General features: G+C 41.5%; 18 protein-coding genes. 11 read left to right on the top strand and 7 right to left on the bottom strand.

Going from position 1 to position 18,734, the window contains the following annotated elements:
• Positions 1-188: 188 nt before the first annotated feature.
• Both V7K73_RS16040 and V7K73_RS16035 read left to right on the top strand, forming a co-directional pair.
• The gene (locus V7K73_RS16040) at positions 189-809 is read left to right on the top strand and encodes a hypothetical protein (RefSeq protein ID WP_334881594.1); all 621 of its coding nucleotides are present in this window, start codon (positions 189-191) and stop codon (positions 807-809) included.
• A gap of 818 nt (positions 810-1,627) precedes the next feature.
• Positions 1,628-3,193, top strand: a complete 1,566-nt coding sequence (locus V7K73_RS16035) for a glucosaminidase domain-containing protein (RefSeq protein ID WP_334881593.1) — start codon at positions 1,628-1,630, stop codon at positions 3,191-3,193.
• 89 nt (positions 3,194-3,282) lie between these two features.
• Here V7K73_RS16035 and V7K73_RS16030 read toward each other — a convergent pair whose 3' ends face one another.
• The 3 genes from V7K73_RS16030 to mnmG are packed head-to-tail and all read right to left on the bottom strand — an operon-like array spanning position 3,283 to position 6,789.
• Complete coding sequence (locus tag V7K73_RS16030; RefSeq protein ID WP_334881592.1) at positions 3,283-4,638, bottom strand: hypothetical protein; 1,356 nt, start codon at positions 4,636-4,638, stop codon at positions 3,283-3,285.
• A 40-nt stretch (positions 4,639-4,678) separates the two neighbouring features.
• Positions 4,679-4,819, bottom strand: coding sequence for a hypothetical protein (locus V7K73_RS16025; RefSeq protein WP_334881591.1), 141 nt, complete (start codon positions 4,817-4,819; stop codon positions 4,679-4,681).
• A 26-nt stretch (positions 4,820-4,845) separates the two neighbouring features.
• Positions 4,846-6,789, bottom strand: a complete 1,944-nt coding sequence (gene mnmG / locus V7K73_RS16020; protein ID WP_334881645.1) for a tRNA uridine-5-carboxymethylaminomethyl(34) synthesis enzyme MnmG — start codon at positions 6,787-6,789, stop codon at positions 4,846-4,848.
• Between the two features lie 723 nt (positions 6,790-7,512).
• Here mnmG and V7K73_RS16015 point away from each other — a divergent pair.
• From V7K73_RS16015 to V7K73_RS15990, 6 genes are all read left to right on the top strand, one after another.
• Positions 7,513-8,385, top strand: a complete 873-nt coding sequence (locus V7K73_RS16015) for a D-alanyl-D-alanine carboxypeptidase family protein (RefSeq protein WP_334881590.1) — start codon at positions 7,513-7,515, stop codon at positions 8,383-8,385.
• A gap of 282 nt (positions 8,386-8,667) precedes the next feature.
• Entirely contained in the window at positions 8,668-9,027 is a 360-nt protein-coding gene (locus tag V7K73_RS16010; protein WP_334881589.1) for a DUF6972 family protein, read from the top strand.
• Positions 8,990-9,247 (top strand): hypothetical protein, encoded by a 258-nt coding sequence (locus tag V7K73_RS16005; RefSeq protein WP_334881588.1) that lies wholly within the window; start codon positions 8,990-8,992, stop codon positions 9,245-9,247. The genes V7K73_RS16010 and V7K73_RS16005 overlap by 38 nt, the downstream gene beginning before the upstream one ends.
• A gap of 96 nt (positions 9,248-9,343) precedes the next feature.
• The gene (locus tag V7K73_RS16000; protein WP_334881587.1) at positions 9,344-9,721 is read left to right on the top strand and encodes a GIY-YIG nuclease family protein; all 378 of its coding nucleotides are present in this window, start codon (positions 9,344-9,346) and stop codon (positions 9,719-9,721) included.
• A gap of 4 nt (positions 9,722-9,725) precedes the next feature.
• Complete coding sequence (locus V7K73_RS15995) at positions 9,726-9,932, top strand: hypothetical protein (protein ID WP_334881586.1); 207 nt, start codon at positions 9,726-9,728, stop codon at positions 9,930-9,932.
• Positions 9,933-10,097: 165 nt separating this feature from the next.
• Positions 10,098-10,757: a DUF2996 domain-containing protein gene (locus tag V7K73_RS15990; RefSeq protein WP_334881585.1), complete on the top strand. Its 660-nt coding sequence runs from the start codon at positions 10,098-10,100 to the stop codon at positions 10,755-10,757.
• Between the two features lie 253 nt (positions 10,758-11,010).
• Here the strand turns inward: V7K73_RS15990 and V7K73_RS15985 are convergent, their stop codons facing one another.
• Positions 11,011-11,526 carry a hypothetical protein gene (locus V7K73_RS15985; protein ID WP_334881584.1) on the bottom strand — a complete coding sequence of 172 codons (516 nt, stop codon included), beginning with the start codon at positions 11,524-11,526 and terminating at the stop codon, positions 11,011-11,013.
• Between the two features lie 93 nt (positions 11,527-11,619).
• On the bottom strand, positions 11,620-13,224 hold the full coding sequence (locus V7K73_RS15980; RefSeq protein WP_334881583.1) for a C2 family cysteine protease: 1,605 nt from the start codon (positions 13,222-13,224) through the stop codon (positions 11,620-11,622).
• Between the two features lie 501 nt (positions 13,225-13,725).
• Between V7K73_RS15980 and acsF the strand changes: the two genes are divergently transcribed.
• A complete protein-coding gene (gene acsF / locus V7K73_RS15975; protein WP_334881582.1) occupies positions 13,726-14,802 on the top strand; it encodes a magnesium-protoporphyrin IX monomethyl ester (oxidative) cyclase in 1,077 nt (358 codons plus the stop codon).
• A 391-nt stretch (positions 14,803-15,193) separates the two neighbouring features.
• On the opposite strand, the gene V7K73_RS15970 is transcribed toward acsF, so the two are convergent.
• Positions 15,194-15,640, bottom strand: coding sequence for a hypothetical protein (locus V7K73_RS15970; RefSeq protein WP_334881581.1), 447 nt, complete (start codon positions 15,638-15,640; stop codon positions 15,194-15,196).
• A 523-nt stretch (positions 15,641-16,163) separates the two neighbouring features.
• A complete protein-coding gene (locus V7K73_RS15965; protein WP_334881580.1) occupies positions 16,164-17,036 on the bottom strand; it encodes an MBL fold metallo-hydrolase in 873 nt (290 codons plus the stop codon).
• A gap of 231 nt (positions 17,037-17,267) precedes the next feature.
• On the opposite strand from V7K73_RS15965, the gene V7K73_RS15960 reads away from it, so the two are divergent.
• Together V7K73_RS15960 and V7K73_RS15955 are read left to right on the top strand one after the other, a co-directional pair.
• Complete coding sequence (locus V7K73_RS15960; protein WP_334881579.1) at positions 17,268-17,534, top strand: Precorrin-3B methylase; 267 nt, start codon at positions 17,268-17,270, stop codon at positions 17,532-17,534.
• 493 nt (positions 17,535-18,027) lie between these two features.
• Positions 18,028-18,513 (top strand): DUF6174 domain-containing protein, encoded by a 486-nt coding sequence (locus tag V7K73_RS15955; RefSeq protein ID WP_334881578.1) that lies wholly within the window; start codon positions 18,028-18,030, stop codon positions 18,511-18,513.
• Positions 18,514-18,734: the final 221 nt, after the last annotated feature.

Below are 18,734 nucleotides of genomic sequence, written 5' to 3'. Positions count from 1 at the left end.
TTATTTGCGTCCACTTACTTAGTAACCTATGCAAAGGGTCTTTTAGAGAATGCGGCGAGTTAAGAGACATTGCCCCAAGACACTCAAACTTGCTCAATTGTCAAAGCTTCATAGCAAACAAAAGTCTTGCGGAGGATGACTAATAAAGGCTGTCCAATTATTATTTTTGAACATTCTACCCCTAACTTATGATGAACTTACCGCAGACAATTTCAGTTCTTCTTTTAGGGACTAGCTTGGCTGTGCTTTCACCTCAAGTTTGTCCTGCTTTCACTGTTCAAGAGGTAGCTAGTCTTGCCAAAGCATCAAGTGATTTACCACTAGTCAAATCAGCAGGACTATCACCTGATATGGATGTACCTTGGTCGAAAGCCGTGAGAATCGTTGACCCTTTTGAAGGGGAGTTTCTTGGGGTTTTCGACCGCAACTCCTTAGGTGGCTATTTGTTGCGTGAGGGTTCAACGCAAGTTATTAGTTTGTGGACTCCTTCGAGCATTCGAGTTCTGGTAACTGTAAATTCTGGTGAAGCAATGTCTCCTTTCTACACCGCAGGTCGTGTGTATCCCAGACCTGACCCTCTTAGGTTTGTAGCTACCAAGAAAGTCGATAAACTTTTGCTCAAGGTCAGGGAAAAAGTTTTTCAATTAGACGGTTCAACCGGCACTTTTGCTATCAGTCAAGAATTAGCTACTGCTTTGAAAAATGCTCCAGATGAGAACTTAGACATCAGACTAGTCTTGGAAGGTGGTCAAGCTGTTGATAGCGAAATTGGCAAAGGGACGGTGAAAGCTTGGAGAAACATTTATTAAGCTATATTTTTGGTGGTCACTGAGGTTTGTCGTACCAGTTCGTAGAAGCAAGCTACGCGCAGCGTAATAATTAACATAAATTATATTTTTAACATTGAAATTTATTTTTGTGAACCATCTTTAGGTAGGGAAATTTATAACTGTCTTTTAATTCTTCACCATAAACTTGATTTTCTACCTATATTGTACGACTTATGCATCAAGTATAAAATTTAGGGGCAATTCATGAATTGCCCCTACGGGAAATCAAGGCTTTCACTGCTTTTTGCGTAAGTCCTATATTGGTTAAAATTTGTGGTATTTAACTGTTTTAGGAAATACTTAGGCTAAATTTAGATTTATTTAACTAAATTCGTTCGCGCAGCGTCTCCAAGAGTTGTGCTGGCTACGCCTACGGATTTAAGTTAATAATTAATACAGTATAGTAAGTTAAACCGTACCTTTTAAGTTATAAAAAGGACATCAACTCTATGAAATTTGTATTGATATGAGACACAATTGCCCTCCAGATACAGGGGTAACAGGCATAAAACAATTTTTGCTGGATATAGCATTATAGAAAAAGATTAAGTAGGTGGGTATAAATGTAACGAAATATAAAATCCTCAAAACCTTTGCGATTACTTTGTTTCACTCGCAATAACGTAAAAATATAGATTAGGAAACGAACTGCCAAGGACGCAAAGGAAAGAAGAAAGAGAGATATAATTTTCACGAATGATTTAGGACTGCTATATATCATTGATTCGTCAACACCTATATCTCCGAATTTTCTCAAAAGTTGGGGATATATAAAGCCCTTTACATAGGAAAAATTTATGTCATTACTAGATAATTTAGTCAAAAATTATTTGAATAAAAATTTAGCAACAATATTTACACAAGTTGGCATTGAAGGTACAAAGATTAGCGATATTAATCGGCAAATTTTAAAAGAAGTTACCCTCGCACAATGGTTATTAGAATCTGACAGAGGAAAAAGTGAGCTTGCTGTCAATGCTAACAATTTTGCGGGATTAAAATGGCGAGTTACTGAGATGAAAGGGTTTGCCGAACCTTTTAAAATGAAAGTTCCTTCTGAGCCAGAAGAAGTTGAGTTCTGTAAATTTATAGATATAGATGCTTTTATTATTGGTTATTGGAAGTTTTTAACTCGCACTCCCTATAAAGGTTTAGAAGATTATACCAACACGCCAGAAAACTTCCTTGGCTTTCTCAAGGCTAAAGGCTATTCATCCGATCCTAAATATGTGAGTAAAGTTGTGGACTTACTTCCAGAGGCGCAAAAATTACTGGCTAATGCAGGTGGAGTTACTATTCCCGTTTCAGTGGAACAATTGCAGGTAATTCGTGCGCCAAAAGAAGTGGAAGTAGGGCAAAGTTTTAGGGTTGAAGGCGTAGCACGTTTAGCTGACAGTGGCAAAGTTTTGTCAATTATAATTGACGATCAATTCCCAATCGCAAATGTAGTAATTAGTCAAGACGGCAAATGGCAACTTGATTTCGTCTTTAAACAAGAAGGCGATCGCCGCATGATAATTGCCCTTGATGGTCAAACTCTAGAGATCCGCATTAAAGTTGTTGTTCCTTTCGATAGCAAGGACGATGAAAACACTCAACAACCTACTGCATCTAGTTTACCAGGAGCGAAGTTAATTAAACTCGGTGGTAGTGTAGGAATTGGCGGAGTCAATAAAGCTGATGATGTTAAGGCTATTAAGGCCCGATTGTATGAGCTAGGCTACACATGGGTAGGCGATTTTAACAGTGCAGACAGAGACAGAGGACTATTTGACGCAATCAAACTATTTCAGTCAATTATTGCTGGTCGCAGTACTCTTAATGGTGATGGGCGAGTTGATGTTGGGGGAACAACTCATCGATGGTTGCAAGCAGCTAATGCACCACGGTGGGAGTTGATGCCAAAAAGCGATCGTGATAATGGTTTGGTTAACGGTGAACTAGAAGACATCGAAGATAAGCACGATTTTGGAACACACTGGTTAGCTGATGTTATCAAAAAAATTGCCCAAGATTATCAAAACAGTTATCGTAAGACTCACCCCACAGCTGCTCCATTCGCAATTAACGATGTTAGCCTTCCTCATGGAGGCGATACTCCTGACCATCATGGACATGAAACTGGTATGATGTGCGATGTTTACTTACCCCAAAAAAATGGAAATTTCGGTGGCATCATTTGGTCGAGTTCTGAATACGATCAAGGTGCTGCACGAGCTATTCTCAAGTCTATTGGTAAGCAAAAGTTATTACGGGCAGTCTTTTTCAACGATCAACAGCTAATTAAAGAAAAACTTTGTGTTCCTCTGAGTGGTCACGATAATCATATTCATTTTGAAATTAACCCACCAGTGAGGAGCTAGTTCTTGGTGACTAAAGAAGAGAAATTTAAAACTGATTCACCTATCAAAACTAATGGGATAGACCACTAGAGAGAGGCTTAAACAGCTTATTATAATTTTTGCCCTGCGTAAATCGATCGCACTTCGCCGTTACGGCGGATAACAGCTTCACCATTACTTACATCTACTAGTGTCCAACCGCTTGAGCCAATGCTTTCACCCATATTGATGCGGCGAGTCACGCCATCAATTTTAAACAAAGCAGCAGATTTGTTGCCTAACTCTAGTAATCCTTCTAAGGTATTACTCGGAGCATCTGCGATCGCAACTGCCGGATATACTTGTTCTTGGGTAATAGTTGGTTCTGAATCTGGGGCGAGGGCTGCACGTAATGGAACTACTGGTAATGCAGGCAGAGGGCTGGGTGTTTGCCGCACGGTAATCGGTGCAGTTTTCGCAGCTAGAGGTTTAAGTTCGGCTCTTACAGCCGCAGCTAACATGTTGACAGTTATAGGCTTGGCAGCTTGTCGCACTGTATTCAGGGCATTTTTCACAACATCCGGTTGAGATGCCTGCAACACACTGGCAACTTGTGGCAATGTAGGACTACGAGGAATAACCGGCAGTGCGTAGCGCATTGGCGACGGCGCTTGATAAACGGGAACGTAGATGCGCTCAACAACGCTTCCAGAACGGTTGGGGGCTAGTGGTGTATTGTTGGCTAGAAGTGGAACTGATGGGAGATTACCACTTATTTGCCTGTTACCAAGGGCTATCTGATTAGTATTTGCCTGACTGGAGAATCCAGGTATGGCAGAGTTTCGATTGGGCGTTGCTTCTTGCTTATCTATAACTGCCAGCGCTTGCAGCATGTAGTCAACCAAATCTGCCTCTATTTCTACTTTTGTGGGCAACTGTGACTGCGGTTGCGGGACTAGAATAGCTGGCTCGGTCAAGTTGGGATTTAAAAGATATACGACTCCAGACTGTACCAGGTAGATAATACCAGCGATCGCCACGCCTAAAGTTGTTCCCGCTATCAGCAGTTTGCCCAAATTACCACTACTTTTCTGAGGCTTTCTAATAGATGGTTTAACGGTGGCGGTGTCAAATACAACGGTACTCAAGTGTTTGTGGTTATCTTGAGCAACTGACTGCACTGGTTGGTTCACGGGGTTTGGTAAGATAATCTGCGGTATCGTGACTCTTTGCGGCACCTTTTCTGAAGGCGACTGGTGTTGGGGTTGGGGAGAAACCCCTGCAACAGACTGGTTAGATTTCTTCTGCCTACTGTGGCTAACTGTCTGAGAAAGCAGATTACCACTAACATCCAGAATGGAGTCGATATCGGCAAAGAGTTCATCCATTAGACCATCAGCATAGTTTTCTATCGACCAAGGCTCGTTGGCGATTAAGTCTTCTGATGGTTCCGGTACTATGAGACGGGTGCTGGCTTTTTGTAACATAGACTTTCTGGGTTGTTGCTAGGACGAGGAAACGCCGCGCCTACTGCCTCTTAATTAGGATTACAGATAATATCCAATCCGCCCTCTGATTGAGACGAGTTGGTTGAGCGTTGGTATTAAAGTCAACTTTAATCTGGGGATTGTTGATGATGCCATTACTAATATTTATGTCATCTATCATACCAATCTCCCTCCCTACTACTATACTCAGTCTTTATCAAGTTTGTGTGAAGCTAACGCTGGAAACTCTCGCTGGCTCTTGGTTCTACGCAATTCTAAATATAATAATAAAGCGTTAACGTCTGCTGGGTTTACACCACCAATACGTGCAGCTTGACCTAGAGTGAGTGGTTTTACGTGAGTTAACTTTTCTCGCGCTTCTTTAGAAAGAGTATCAATTGTTGTATAATCTAAATCCCCAGGTAGCTGGCGGTGCGCTTGGCGGGCAATTTGGTCAATCTGATTTTGTTGCCTAGCGAGATAGCCAGAATACTTGATGTCAATTTCTGCGCCTTCTTTCTCGGCCCGGTTGAGGTTGGGGTTTCCAAGGGCGAACCTGTCGAGGTCAACGTAATGAAATCCGGGACGGCGCAGCAAGTCGTTGAGAGTAATTGAACCTTTAATTAATTGTTGGGTATTAGATGCGATCGCTATTCCTATTTCATCATGTTCTTTGACTCGTGTAGCTTGCAATCTTTGCTTTTCTGTGGTAATATTGGCCTGCTTTTGGGTAAATAGATCCCAACGGCGATCGTCAATTAAACCAATTTCCCGGCCCAAGGGTGTCAAGCGTTGGTCGGCATTATCAGAACGCAATAGCAATCGGTACTCAGACCTACTCGTAAGCATCCGGTAAGGTTCCCGCAGGTCTTTTGTACACAAGTCATCAATTAGCGTCCCGATGTAACTTTGCTCGCGGGCAAAGACAATCATTTCTTGAGAGCGAACAAATCGAGCGGCGTTAATTCCTGCCACCAGCCCTTGAGCGGCGGCTTCTTCATAACCTGTGGTGCCGTTAATCTGCCCAGCACAAAACAGTCCGGCAATCTTTTTAGTCATCAGTGTGGGGTAACACTGAGTTGCAGGTAAATAGTCATATTCCACAGCATACGCCGGACGCAGCATCACACATTTTTCCAAACCGGGGAGAGTCCGTAACATTTGCAGTTGCAAATTTTCTGGTAACCCTGTAGAAAACCCTTGGATATAAAGTTCGGGTATATCCCTTCCTTCTGGTTCAATAAATATTTGGTGGCTTTCCTTATCGGCAAAGCGCACAATTTTATCTTCAATACTGGGACAATAACGCGGCCCTTTCGCTTCCACCCAACCGCCATAAACTGGCGACAGGTGCAAATTTTCCTGAATTAAGCGATGGGTTTCGGCAGTTGTGCGGGTGATGTAGCAAGGTATCTGTTCCCGTTCTACCCACGCCTCTGGGTCAAAGCTAAACCAGCGTACATCTTCATCCCCTGGCTGGATGAGCATTTTACTATAATCTACCGATCGCTTGTCTACCCGGGCTGGAGTTCCAGTTTTAAGTCTGCCGGTTTCAAATCCCAAACGATTTAGGGTTTGTGTCAATCCTTCGGCCGCAAATTCTCCAGCACGTCCAGCTGGCATTGATTTGTTACCAACCCAAATTTTGCCCCCCAAGAAGGTGCCGGTTGTCAAGATGACTGCTTTACATTGGAACCCGACACCAAAATAAGTTTCAACGCCGATAACTTCACCGTTAGCACCCAGCACCAAATCTATTACCATACTTTCGCGGATTGTCAAGTTTTCTTGGTTCTCGACAATATTCTTCATCACTGCTGCATATTCGCGCTTGTCTGTCTGGGCGCGTAATGCCCAAACAGCAGGCCCCCGTGAAGAGTTGAGGATACGTTTTTGTAGGTAGGTACGGTCTGCTACTTTACCAATTTCTCCGCCGAGTGCATCTACCTCATGAGTCAACTGGGATTTGGCCGGGCCACCCACTGCTGGATTACAAGGTTGCCAAGCGATTTTATCCAAGTTGAGCGTCAATAGCAGGGTACGACAACCGAGGCGTGCAGAGGCCAGAGCCGCTTCGCAACCGGAGTGACCTGCACCGACGACTATGACATCAAAAGCGTCTTGGAATTCAACCAAATTGTGCATGGTCATACTTACAGGATCAGCTTGCTGAGAGTTCTTTTCAATTTTAACTGTTCCAGTGGTTTCAGGGATGTAACTTTCTGATAAAAAAGTTATCAAATTTACTAGTACTAAATGAAAAACAATTTTCTTTTTTTACTTGAGCAATAAGTCACAAACATAATCTTTTTTAATAATTGTGACAACGTTCCGGGTTGTTTATCACAACTATTGCTCACATGTTTAGCGATTAGCACCAATTTCATTTATTACGGGTATATATTAGATGCTGTCTATAACTTGCATAAAAATATCAGGGCTATTTCATTCTAAAATGTGACGTTTTCAAAGTCCCTCTCCCAAGTCTGGGAGAGGGATTTAGGGTGAGGGCAAAAACTACGGTTCTCAACTTAAATTGCGTTTAAATTCTTATTTTTCTGAAAAAGATTCCTAAAAACTGTCGTAAAAATAGAATGAAATAGCCCTGTAAAAATATAGTTTAATGCCGATAAACAAGTTACTTTCTAAGGGAGCATCCCAATGAGTGCTTAAATCTTTTCCCTCACCCCCAGCCCCTCTCCCATTTTTGGGAGAGGGGAGACATAATTCTAGTTCCTCCTCCCCCAAATGATGGGATTCGGGGTTAGGGCTATCAAGGTTTTTGCACCTGACGGGATGCTCCCCTTTCTAATTAATTATAAATATTTATCATCAGCTTATTTATTCTTGAACAAATTCAGAAATTACTTACAAATGAAACTTACCATCAAAAAGCCAAGAAATTTTACTAGATTTATCAAACAAGCAACTTTCATCAGTATAGTTATCTTGATTATTTTCACATTAGTAGCTAGTAATGAGATTACCCGCCACAAAGTTGCTATAACCGCCCAACCATTAAACGGATGTTTGATTACTGATTCATTACCTTGTACAGATACCTTTAAAAAGACAACATCAGAACCATTTATCCCTGATGCAAAATTAAATGCTCAACAGCGTTTTTTATCTGCGATCGCTAGGAAGTTACCCACAGTTCCCCAAGCTGGTACTTATGAATATATTTTGCTGCGAAACTATGGCGCAGTCTTTGTAAATCAAGATGTCGGAATTAAACTACCGCCAAAAGATATCTTTGCTAATGAACAAGAAACCCAAGAGTTTCAAGGTAGTTTAACAATGGGTCATGTTGATGGCACTAACGACTGTTATTTACAAAAATCGGCGGCTGATGCTTTAAATAAAGCGCGAGTTCAACAACAGATACCACTAAAATCTGGTTATGGTTCTGGTGATTGTACTCGCACTTTTAACACGAATTTAATATTTTGGCATAAATATGCTAATAATCAAATTTTGGCAAAAGTTCAACAGGGTAAAGAAACAAAAGTTCTCGGTTTAGTTGCACCTCCGGGAACTTCACAACATCTTTGGGGATTAGCAATTGATTTACGCGTAAGTAGTAAAGAACAAAGAAAAGCTCTTAATCAAAATGGTTGGTTTCAAACTGTACAAAATGATCTTCCACATTGGACTTATGTAGGTTTAACTGAAGATAATTTACCTCTGTTTGGTTTTAATAAACAAGTTGTCGGAGGCATTACTTATTGGATTACCCCCCTTTAATCAATATTGGGGTCAAGTCCCCATCCCCAGAGGGCATGATTGTAATGCGATTGGGGTTTAAATCCCCCGAAGTTTTGTGGACGGAAACCGTCCCCACAAACTTCTCTTCATTACAAAACATAATTACGAATTACGAATTACGAATTACGAATTATTTAATCATCATCGTCCTCCGTTAGTATTAGAGAATTCGCTACACCTCTGAATTCGTGTGATGTTCGTAATAAGCACGAGCGATCGCTTACAATAGGGATTTTGATTTAGTGTGCGATCGCCCAACCCATGAGCGGAATTGACCGAGATATCACTCCAGATCCCCGACCAAGCCTAATTGCTCGCCATTTGCCTAATACCCCCCAAGTCCAACGACTGCTGCACAGAGAAGGTAGAGCGCACATATTTAACGATCGTGAAACCCTTGAACGAGTCACACAAGCTATTATTGCAGGGGGAGAGCGAACTGGAATAGATGATGAAGAGGACGATTACGAACGATATGGACTCTACTTTTCAGAGCCTATCGGTTACATAATTAAAGCAGATGGGAGCCAAATCCCACTTGACTACGGTGAGATCAAAATCGTGAAGACGACAGGTGAATATCATGCAATCCCACGCACCAGCCCTCGCAGAACAAGCTAAAACCTGGAAGTTTCTAGAACTCTGGGTTGATCCAGTTCTTTTTCCACCTAAGATTCTGATGTTAATTGGCGATCAAGATGGCACTTGTCGTATTTTTAACCCTGCATCTGACTATAAACTTATAGTCACTCATTCTAACTATCAAGCCGCCCAAGAATGGCTTCTTGAAGATGAATATGAACGAGTCAAGGGACAACTTTTAGCTGAAGAAGTTCTCTAATTATGGGCTTCAACTCTTGCAGAAACGCTGCATAACATTTGGTTGACAAAACATGATTTGTGTGAATTCATCTGTGCAATCAGTTTTCTTACTTTCATGCCGACAAACGACTATGAATTGCAAATCCAAGCTCGGAGAATCCTGGATGCGATCGCCTTCACACCATTTGAGCAATGCCAGCCTTTGAGCCGCGAATTTGCCAACATTCCTGCTCGTCCTGGTATCTATGCAATCAGACACAAAACTGATGGCTTGCTTTACATTGGTAAAACTAAGAGTTTACGGGGTCGCTTTAGTGGAGGACACAAGGCTTTTTTATGGGCGTGGCTTGACAAATATAGCGATGAAGACGTTCGTATTGCGATGCAGCTAATTTCTTACTGGGGAAACCCTGCGCTACTATTGGAGTTAGAAGCAATTATTCTAAGAGCTACGGAACCTCCGTACAACGTCCAAATTCCATCTGAAAGGTGAACCTATGCAAGCTAAACTTCAAGAGCAACTTACGAGTGCTGATGCTGAAGTCATCTTAGGGCGTTTACCTGAGCGAATTCGACAAGCTTTGATTGCTCGTGCTACCGAAATTGAGTATCCAGTCGAAGCGGTAATTGAAATGGCGATCGCTAGTTTCCTTGATACAGAGGCATTGGGTTTTGCAGATTGCAAACCAGGAAGAGGGCAATAAAAATTCAATCGGCTAAGAGCCTTTAGACCAGGAACAGGTAAAAACTGGTATGAGATTCAAGGGGATTTAAAGAAGGCTGACGCACTATTATGTCAAAATAAAAATACCCGATACATCAAGGTGAGCGATCGCTCCAAAAGCTAGATTAAAGGATTGACCTGAGCAATGGCAGACCCAACCAATCACAATCAAGCGGGAGAAATAGCTCCCAGCACTGTTGACAAGCAAGCTCCCAGCGTGGCTGAAGAACACGCTCCTAGTACAGACTCACCCGAAGCTACAGACCTTCCTACTGCTAATACGCCAGATCCGAAAGCTGCAAACCCTGAAGATAACCCTAATGCAGCTAAACCAGCTGCTGCATCACCCAAGCGAGAAAAACCCGCCGCCGCCGCAGCAACAGGAGAAACCGCACCCGCAGCTAAAGCCGCCAAAAAGGAAAAAGCCCCAGCTGTTGAAGATAAGCCATTTGTAGAGTTCATCGAGCAAGACTACTTGCCAGCTTTACAAAAAGCGATCGCTCAACAAGGCGTGAAAGATTTACAGGTGTCTTTTGCCAAGCAGAAACTGCCAATCACTGGCTTTGAATCTGCTGAAGAATGCTGGCAAATTATCGGCAGTTGGAAAGAAACTGGTTTGCGTCAGTTTAACCTGTATTTTCCCGAAGAAAATATTCAAGGGAAAAAGGGATTTTCCTGTAATGAAGGCAAAAAACCTAGCACACTTGAGTCATTCTTAATCGATGAGCGCAAAATTACCCTCGATTTGTTGGTATATGGCTTAGTTCAGCGCTTAGGCGGTCAAAAGTGGCTAGGTATAAATTAGTCATTGCTTTTTGACAAAGGACTAATGACAAAGGACGCTTTAGAGTGAGTGGAAATGGTAAGTAATATCATGTCCGCTTGATTACTTATTAAAGCTGGAGAACCCCACCCCGCCTGCGGGGAGGGGAGCCAGTGCGGTCTTCTTCCTACAGCCCTTCAGGCATCATACGGCAGGCGTTAGCTTCTCCCAAGGTGAGAAGGGGAGACTATGCCGCGCATAGCCCAGCGTCAAGCCTGCTTTTAATCTCAATCAATTATTTGGAAAGATTAGCTGCAACAGCTTCTGATTCTATAGTCTTACTTTGATTTTCTATATGATAGGTAACTACTGCTTTGACTCGATCATGTCCTGTGTAGCCGCTTTTATTAGTCAATTCCATAAGAATCTCAGAATTTTCTAGAGGTTTTAATTCAACTTCTTTGTACTGAGACTGAAAATTTTGTAATTTGCCATCTAAGAGATTGCGGATTTCAACTTTAGAAATTTTTACAATGACACTGTTAGTTTGAGGATTTTCCAAGAGGATAAAAACAGAAGCAAGACCAATATTGCGTTGTGGATCATGAGAAATACCCAAAGGTGGTAAATTTTCTTGTCTAGCAATCAGAGTTACTTTTTTAATCAAACTATTATTATTTTTCATAGTTGTTCTCTGTTTAGATGCAAAATGAATTTGACTTTGAGCATAGGTAGAAGGGATAGCACAAATGTTAGTTGATCCCGTTACAACCAGTAAAGCAATACAAGTTATCAAAGGTGTTTTAATCATAAATACTAAAAAATGCTGTATGGTAAAATTCGGTAAGGATGAAGCTATTCATCCCCACCGAAAATTAGAATAAATATCATCCCTTAATCGCAGTTAAGCATTTGACCAAACAAAATATGTCTTGAGATTGAGCAATTGCTCCCATGTTAAGTTCGCATCTTGATATCCCCAAGGATTTCTGACGCTAAATGTTCCATTTGCTGAATTGTAACTAGTAACAGTATAGGCGTGGTTATTAACTACGCCGTAATTTGCACCATTAACAAACCCAGCAGTTAATACTTTATTGGAATTGACTAAATCAATTAGTTGAGTTTTGGTCATGTTAGTAACTTGTTGCATAGTGGCATCCAAGCCAGTTACTTGACGGGTTACATAATCCATCCAGCCACCCTCAATAGAACTGTAAGCATTCGTGGTATTGTCAGGACGACTCCAACCTAACTCACCCAATTGAGCATAGGCTTTTTCTGCTAGTGCTACCCATAATTCATTGCTAGAATTATTGTAGGAACTACCTGGACTAGCGTAGATTAACTTTCCGTAAGCATCAGTGGGTAAATATTGATCAACTGTGACGTAGTTTGCCACAGCATTATTAAAGAAACGAACAGTGAAAGTATTATCACCATTGTTTATAAACATATTTTGGATGTAGTTAGGCTTTTCCTGAGCTATGGCAGATAGGGTAGCCAGATAATAACAATCTCCCAAATCACCTTGCTTAATATCATCTGTACTAATACCATTTTGGAATAAAGAGCCACTGATTGCTTGATAGTTGGCGCTACTGGATGCTGTGGGGCGATCGCTTCCTAAAAACCACTTGCCAATCAATTTTTCCATTTGTGCAGCACTACTACCAGCAAAAAGGTTTCCTAGTGTTGTTTTACTTGTGTTACCTCCCGTCCACCATTGGTTCGCTATATTCCCATTCACTACATTGCCTGAGAGAACACGAACATAATCTAGCATGGTAAAGCGGCTGGCATTATTAACAATGGTGCGAAGATCAACTAATTCAGTAGCGTCAATTGCACTATTATCTTCACCATCACGGAAGAGATCAATCATATCCTTTCTACTTAAATTCCCGTCTGCTGCCAGAGAGCGAGTTAAATTAATCAATCCTGCGTCTTTCAGATTTTGACTATACCAGTCATTATTAGTCCCTTGCACTGTAATAGTACTGGCAAAAATATTATTGATTTTATTGCTTTCAGCCACGTAAGCATAACCATCGGCTTGAGAAAGCAGATAATAATTACCAGCAGCAGTGCCATTAGCAATGCTAAGTGCGACTGATTCAGAACTCACACCACCAGCGCCAATGTTGGTAACGTAATCAGAGTTCAAAAACACATCATCATTGCTGAGAGTGGCATCTTTGGATAAATAGAACTTGCTGTAGCTATAACCTGCACTAGCATTACCTTGGTTCTTGACTTGATAGTTAAGTTGGATGGTGCTACCAACTGTTGTGGTACTTGGTGCAGAAACATTTTGAACTATTAAATCTGGTGTAAGTGCCGTCAGAGAAATAGCACTGGCAAAAATATTATTGACTTGGGAAGCTGGAGTATAGCTGTTGTGATTTACATTTAACCCATAGCTATTATCGGTGGTATATAAATTGATATTTGGATTATTTCCGAGAATACTATCTGTATTGATGAGATTATTTTCGCTAGAGAACATAGATTACTCCATTCAAAGTTAGGTATTTGGGCAAAACAAATCCGACAGCCTTTGTAATTTCAAAGGTTGAAGGTCAAATATTTGTTACTCGGAAAAATTCAGTTGGTATACTTATGCTTATATATTACAAAGCATTACTGGAATAGTCCGTAAGGTTTGTGTAAAATATTTTTTATGAGTTTTAGCTTACGTAGGGAATAACTCGTTAAAGTAATACATGATGAATCCAATTGTGGCAGTTGCGTAAGTCCTGTCTCCGATTTGAGATTTTGCAAATATGGAATGATTGTTGCAACTCTTAATCTTTTGCTTACAAATTTCTAACCCGTACCTTGGTAGACTGAACTTTATACAATTGGATTATTGTGGGCTGTTACGCCTCACCAGAGCTTTACCCTTGGCTTTCTGGTGAAGCAGTCCTATCTTCGGGGTTTCCCCATGAGGAACTGCCTCACCCGAAGGGTCTACTTAAGATAATAAAGACGAAAGAGCAATCAAGACATGGTAGATTCCCTCAAAAAACCAGGCTTTGAAGAAATCCGGCCAGGGATTAAAGTCCCGGCAAAAGAAACCCTGTTAACACCTCGGTTTTATACTACCGATTTTGATGAAATGGCGCGGATGGATATTTCCGTCAATGAAGACGAGTTACAAGCCATTCTCGAAGAGTTCCGCACTGACTACAACCGCCATCACTTTGTTCGGGATGCTGAGTTTGAACAATCTTGGGATCATATTGACGGGGAAACTCGCCGCTTGTTCGTTGAGTTTCTAGAACGTTCCTGTACGGCTGAGTTTTCCGGCTTTTTGCTGTATAAAGAACTTGGCCGTCGCTTAAAAGGAAAAAGCCCCGTCTTGGCAGAGTGTTTTAACCTGATGTCACGGGATGAAGCACGTCATGCTGGCTTTTTAAACAAAGCTTTGTCGGACTTTAATCTGTCCCTAGATTTAGGGTTTTTGACTAAGAGTCGTAGTTATACCTTCTTTAAGCCGAAATTCATCTTTTACGCTACTTATCTTTCTGAGAAGATCGGTTATTGGCGCTATATCACCATTTATCGCCATTTAGAAGCACATCCAGAAGACCGGGTTTATCCAATCTTCCGGTTCTTTGAGAACTGGTGTCAGGATGAAAACCGTCACGGCGATTTCTTTGATGCGATCATGAAATCCCAGCCGCAAATATTGAATGATTGGAAAGCACGGCTGTGGAGTCGGTTCTTCTTGTTGTCGGTGTTTGCGACAATGTATCTCAATGACATCCAACGCAAGGACTTTTATGCGACCCTTGGATTGGATGCGCGAGAATACGACATCCATGTAATTAACAAGACTAACGAAAATGCAGGTCGAGTGTTCCCATTGATGCTGGATGTAGAAAATCCAGAGTTTTATCAACGGTTGGATACTTGTATAAGCAATAACGAAAAGCTGGGTGCGATCGCTAACTCCAGCACTCCCAAATTCCTGCAAATCTTCCAAAAACTGCCGCTTTACATCTCCAATGGCTGGCAGTTATTGCGGCTGTACCTGATGAAACCGATTGATACTGTTTCTGCTCAAGGAGCAGTTCGTTAAGTTATAACAGGTTTGCGAAAGCCTTAGTGGTTCTGCTGATTGCAGAGCCACTTTTTTTGTTTTAAATATTACAGGTAATTAGTACTGCGATCGCTAATTTGCTGGCAGGGAAAAATCCCAAATAAGTATTAGCCTGTAACACTCATGACCGACATCCCGCCCAGAACTTAAGTTCTGCGGCTCATAGCTCAAGTCCACTTAAGTGGACTGAAGTTTTCTCAAATACACAGAGTCTAACTATCTACATAACTTAAAATCTTGTATTTAGTCCTTTTGAGAGGACTTAACCTATTAGCCTCGGAATTTATTCCAAGGCGGGTTGGGAACGAAGCCAGAGATTAAAAAGATATGGGTAATCACAAAGATTCATCCGTGGGGTTTTTAATACAAGCTAACTTGTAGCTGCTGCTTTGTTTCCATTCTGGCTCCCATTTTTGCTGCCGTTGCCGTTCACACTGGCAATGAATGACGGTTGCTGTAAACTGGGAACTGGTGACTCACCTCGCAATCCCTTGCGGCGTTGGTTCTTAGGAACACCTCCCGCCATGCCGTACTCTACACTGCTTTTACCATATTGAGTAGCAACTCCCAACAGCATGTGTTCTGCCATATCTGCCAAATCGCGCTCTGTTTCGAGCATTTCATGGTATAACTTATCGATGTTAGAAAGAGCAGTGTTATATAAATGCTCTCTAGTTCGCATCGTCTCAATTAAAGTTGAGAAGGCTGGTAGGCTGAGTCCATTGCCGACATTTAAATTCGGATCAATTGAGTTGATGCCAGCAGCACGACGCACTGCTTTTTCTAACACCTGAGACGTTCTTTTTCTGCGAGCCATGATATGAACCTTTAATCCAGTACGGTTAATATTCTTTACTTTAAATAACTTCCGTATTGATCGGCTTGAGAGAACTTTGGCAATTATTAAATAGTTTTTGTTACATAGCGATCGCTGTTATGAATGCGCGATATACCGAAATCAGAAAACAATCAAGCTTTTGAGAAAACAATATTTGTTTTTGCTTGCTGAATTTACCGAAATCAGAAAGCAATCAAGCATTTTGAGTAAGCAATATGCCTTTTTGCTTGCTGAATCTACTTAAATAAATGCGCGATATACCGAAATCAGAAAGCAATCAAGCATTTTGAGTAAGCAATATGCCTTTTTGCTTGCTGAATTTACCCAAATGAGAAAGCAATATGCTTAATTGCTTATTGAAATCGACTTGAGCAGGTATTAAAACCTTGACAAGCTTAAGTAAGATATTTTACTTTGCAGTGAGAGTGTTAAAACCGATCAACGCATCTCACCCGAACCTTAAAAATCGGATAATTTCCTTGAGAAGCATTGAGTTTTTGAGCTAATTGGAGGCTGTTGAGGGCAAATTGTCTTTCTGCAATTGCGAATTCTCTTGGTCAGCGAAGGTTTTGAACTCGATCGCATCATGGCTACAAAAGAGGCGCACTTCACTACTGTGGTCGAGCGATAACGCCCGTAACTTATCTTGATTAGAAAGTCGAGTCTTGCGGTCTACCTCCATGAACCATTGATAGGCACGCAGTCCAGGTGTGCAAACTCGTTTAAAAGAGCCGATTTCGTGTCGGTAAAAGTAAGCATCGCCTGCATGTAAGAGCCAGCCTTCGGATGTCTCAATAGCGATACCTGCATGACCCCGTGTGTGACCGACGAGCGGTATCAGGAGAATTTCGGGCGGTAGTCCTTCGAGGTTACGTACTGCCTCAAAGCCGAACCAAGATTCACCACCAGGCGAATAATACTTCCAATTTTTTACTTCGTCCCACTGGCCAGGGCGGTAACGTCGAGATGAGACAAAGCCTTGCCGTTCCTTGGCTGCTTCAATCTCACTGAGCATTACATGCACGGTTGCTTCGGGAAAATCTTCCAACCCGCCTGCATGATCAAAATCGAGGTGAGTAAGCACTATGTGGCGGACATCGCGCGGGTTCAAGCCGAGTTGCTCAATAGCTGCAACCGCCGTGTATTTTTCTTCAAACTTGATGCGATTCAAATTCATGAAGAAGGGGCTGAGTCTTGATAATGGCGCTTTAATATCGCGCTGACCGAAGCCTGTATCTATGAGAACGAGTCCCTGATTTGTCTCAATGAGCAGACAGTGACAGACCAGACAAGCTGTTAGTCCACGACTAAAACCGTCGAAGAATGCCCCACCAATCGGACACATACAACCGCAATTAAGATGATGAATACGCATAAATTATTTTACCGAGTATTAATCTCTTTTAAAGATGAAAAAATATGAATAATCACCATACTTAGGAGTGAAGAAATTTATGTTTTCAGAGGGTTTAATTGCTGAGTTACTTTTGCTGTCTGTGTCTAAAGTCTAGTAAAATCGATTTGCGGGTTTGACTTGTTTGGGTTGCGATTGTGAGAATCAATCTGACTCGCTACGATCGCATTAGAAATTTATCGCATCTGAGTTATGGCAAAGCAGGATGCTCCTCTCACAGGGGAAGCGCTAATTAAGGAAGTCTGTCGGCGGATTCGGGTAGCCCGCAGCTATTGGGATGCTCACAATAACGCTGCCTGTCGCGGGGAACGCGATCGCGCAATCTTCCTTTACAATGCACTGAGCAAGGAACAAAAAGAGCAGATTCCGCAAGTGTTGCGGGTGTGGCTGCGCTATCGCAGTGAGAAGTACTTTGGCGCACACCGAACACCGCCCAAATCGGCACGAAAATCAAAATAGTCCTTATTGGGTCTTATTGGGTAAGATATTCAGTGCATCACAGCTAGAGCAAGTAAAAAAGTAAAACTAACAAAACATTACAAATTACTAATTAAGTAGATAGACGTAATTAAACATATAATAAACCTCACCCTCAATCCCTCTCCAAAGTATCGGAGAGGGAAGGCGGAGGCAGGGTGAGGTTTTATATTTAATTTGAGCTATTTACTTAGTATAAAATTGTTTTGGCAGTAGTGATCGCCCTGGCTTCAAATTTTATAATGCCAATTTTAAAATTATTCGTTTTTTGCATAAAAGACAAAATTTGAGGTGAGTAATATTGTAGGCTTCTCTGGTGTTTTTTTAGTTTATACAAGGGAATATTCCTGCTGTTACGAACGCTTGGGGATTCTCTGTATCAACTGTGCCAACTTCTAAAAGTGATTTCAACTCTCTGGAATCCTATTTAGTCACACTCAAGTTATAACTCAACGTTAGTTAACAAAGGATTGATATGCGCTTACCTATTGCTATTGGTACAATCTTAGTAGCATCTTTCAGTTTTAACGTTCCAGTAATGTCTGTGCCTCCTACGCATGGAGTAAAAACAGAGATTAATAACTCGAACTTAACACTGCTAAGAACTAATCGCCAATTGTGGAATCGACAAAAAATTAACAACTATCGTTACAAACTTAGCAATGATTGCTTTTGTATTCCCGATTTCAGAGGGCCAATAATCATTGAGGTACGTAACGGCATCACAAAATCTATCACGAATGCTCAAACTGGTAAGCCAGTAAGTTCAGAGCTATTACAACAATATAGTACAATTCCTAAGCTGTTTAATTTGATTCAAAATACGATTAACTCTGGAGAATCCCAACTAACTGTAGCGTACAACCCAAAATTTGGTTATCCAACCCAAATTAATATCGGTAATCTAGCTGCTGATGCTGGAGTATTTACTACAATTAGCAATTTTGAAATACTTCATTAGGATTCATACATAAATCGATGAGGCTATTTTTGACAATCCGATAAATCCCTACTAAGAAAACCTCACGACTTAGTTTGTTGATGCCAACCTGGACTTACAGCGTCAGCCCCTTCCCTACGGGACGCTGCGCGAATGGGGAAGTCAAAAGTCCAAAATTTGCTTTGTCTCCCCTCCCTAAGAGCGGGAAGGGGATTAAATAAATCAAACTAGATTAAGTAATG

The sequence above is a fragment of the Nostoc sp. genome (genome assembly GCF_036916975.1).
Taxonomy (GTDB): Bacteria; Cyanobacteriota; Cyanobacteriia; order Cyanobacteriales; family Nostocaceae; genus Nostoc.
This window is presented reverse-complemented; position numbering and strand designations above follow the sequence as displayed.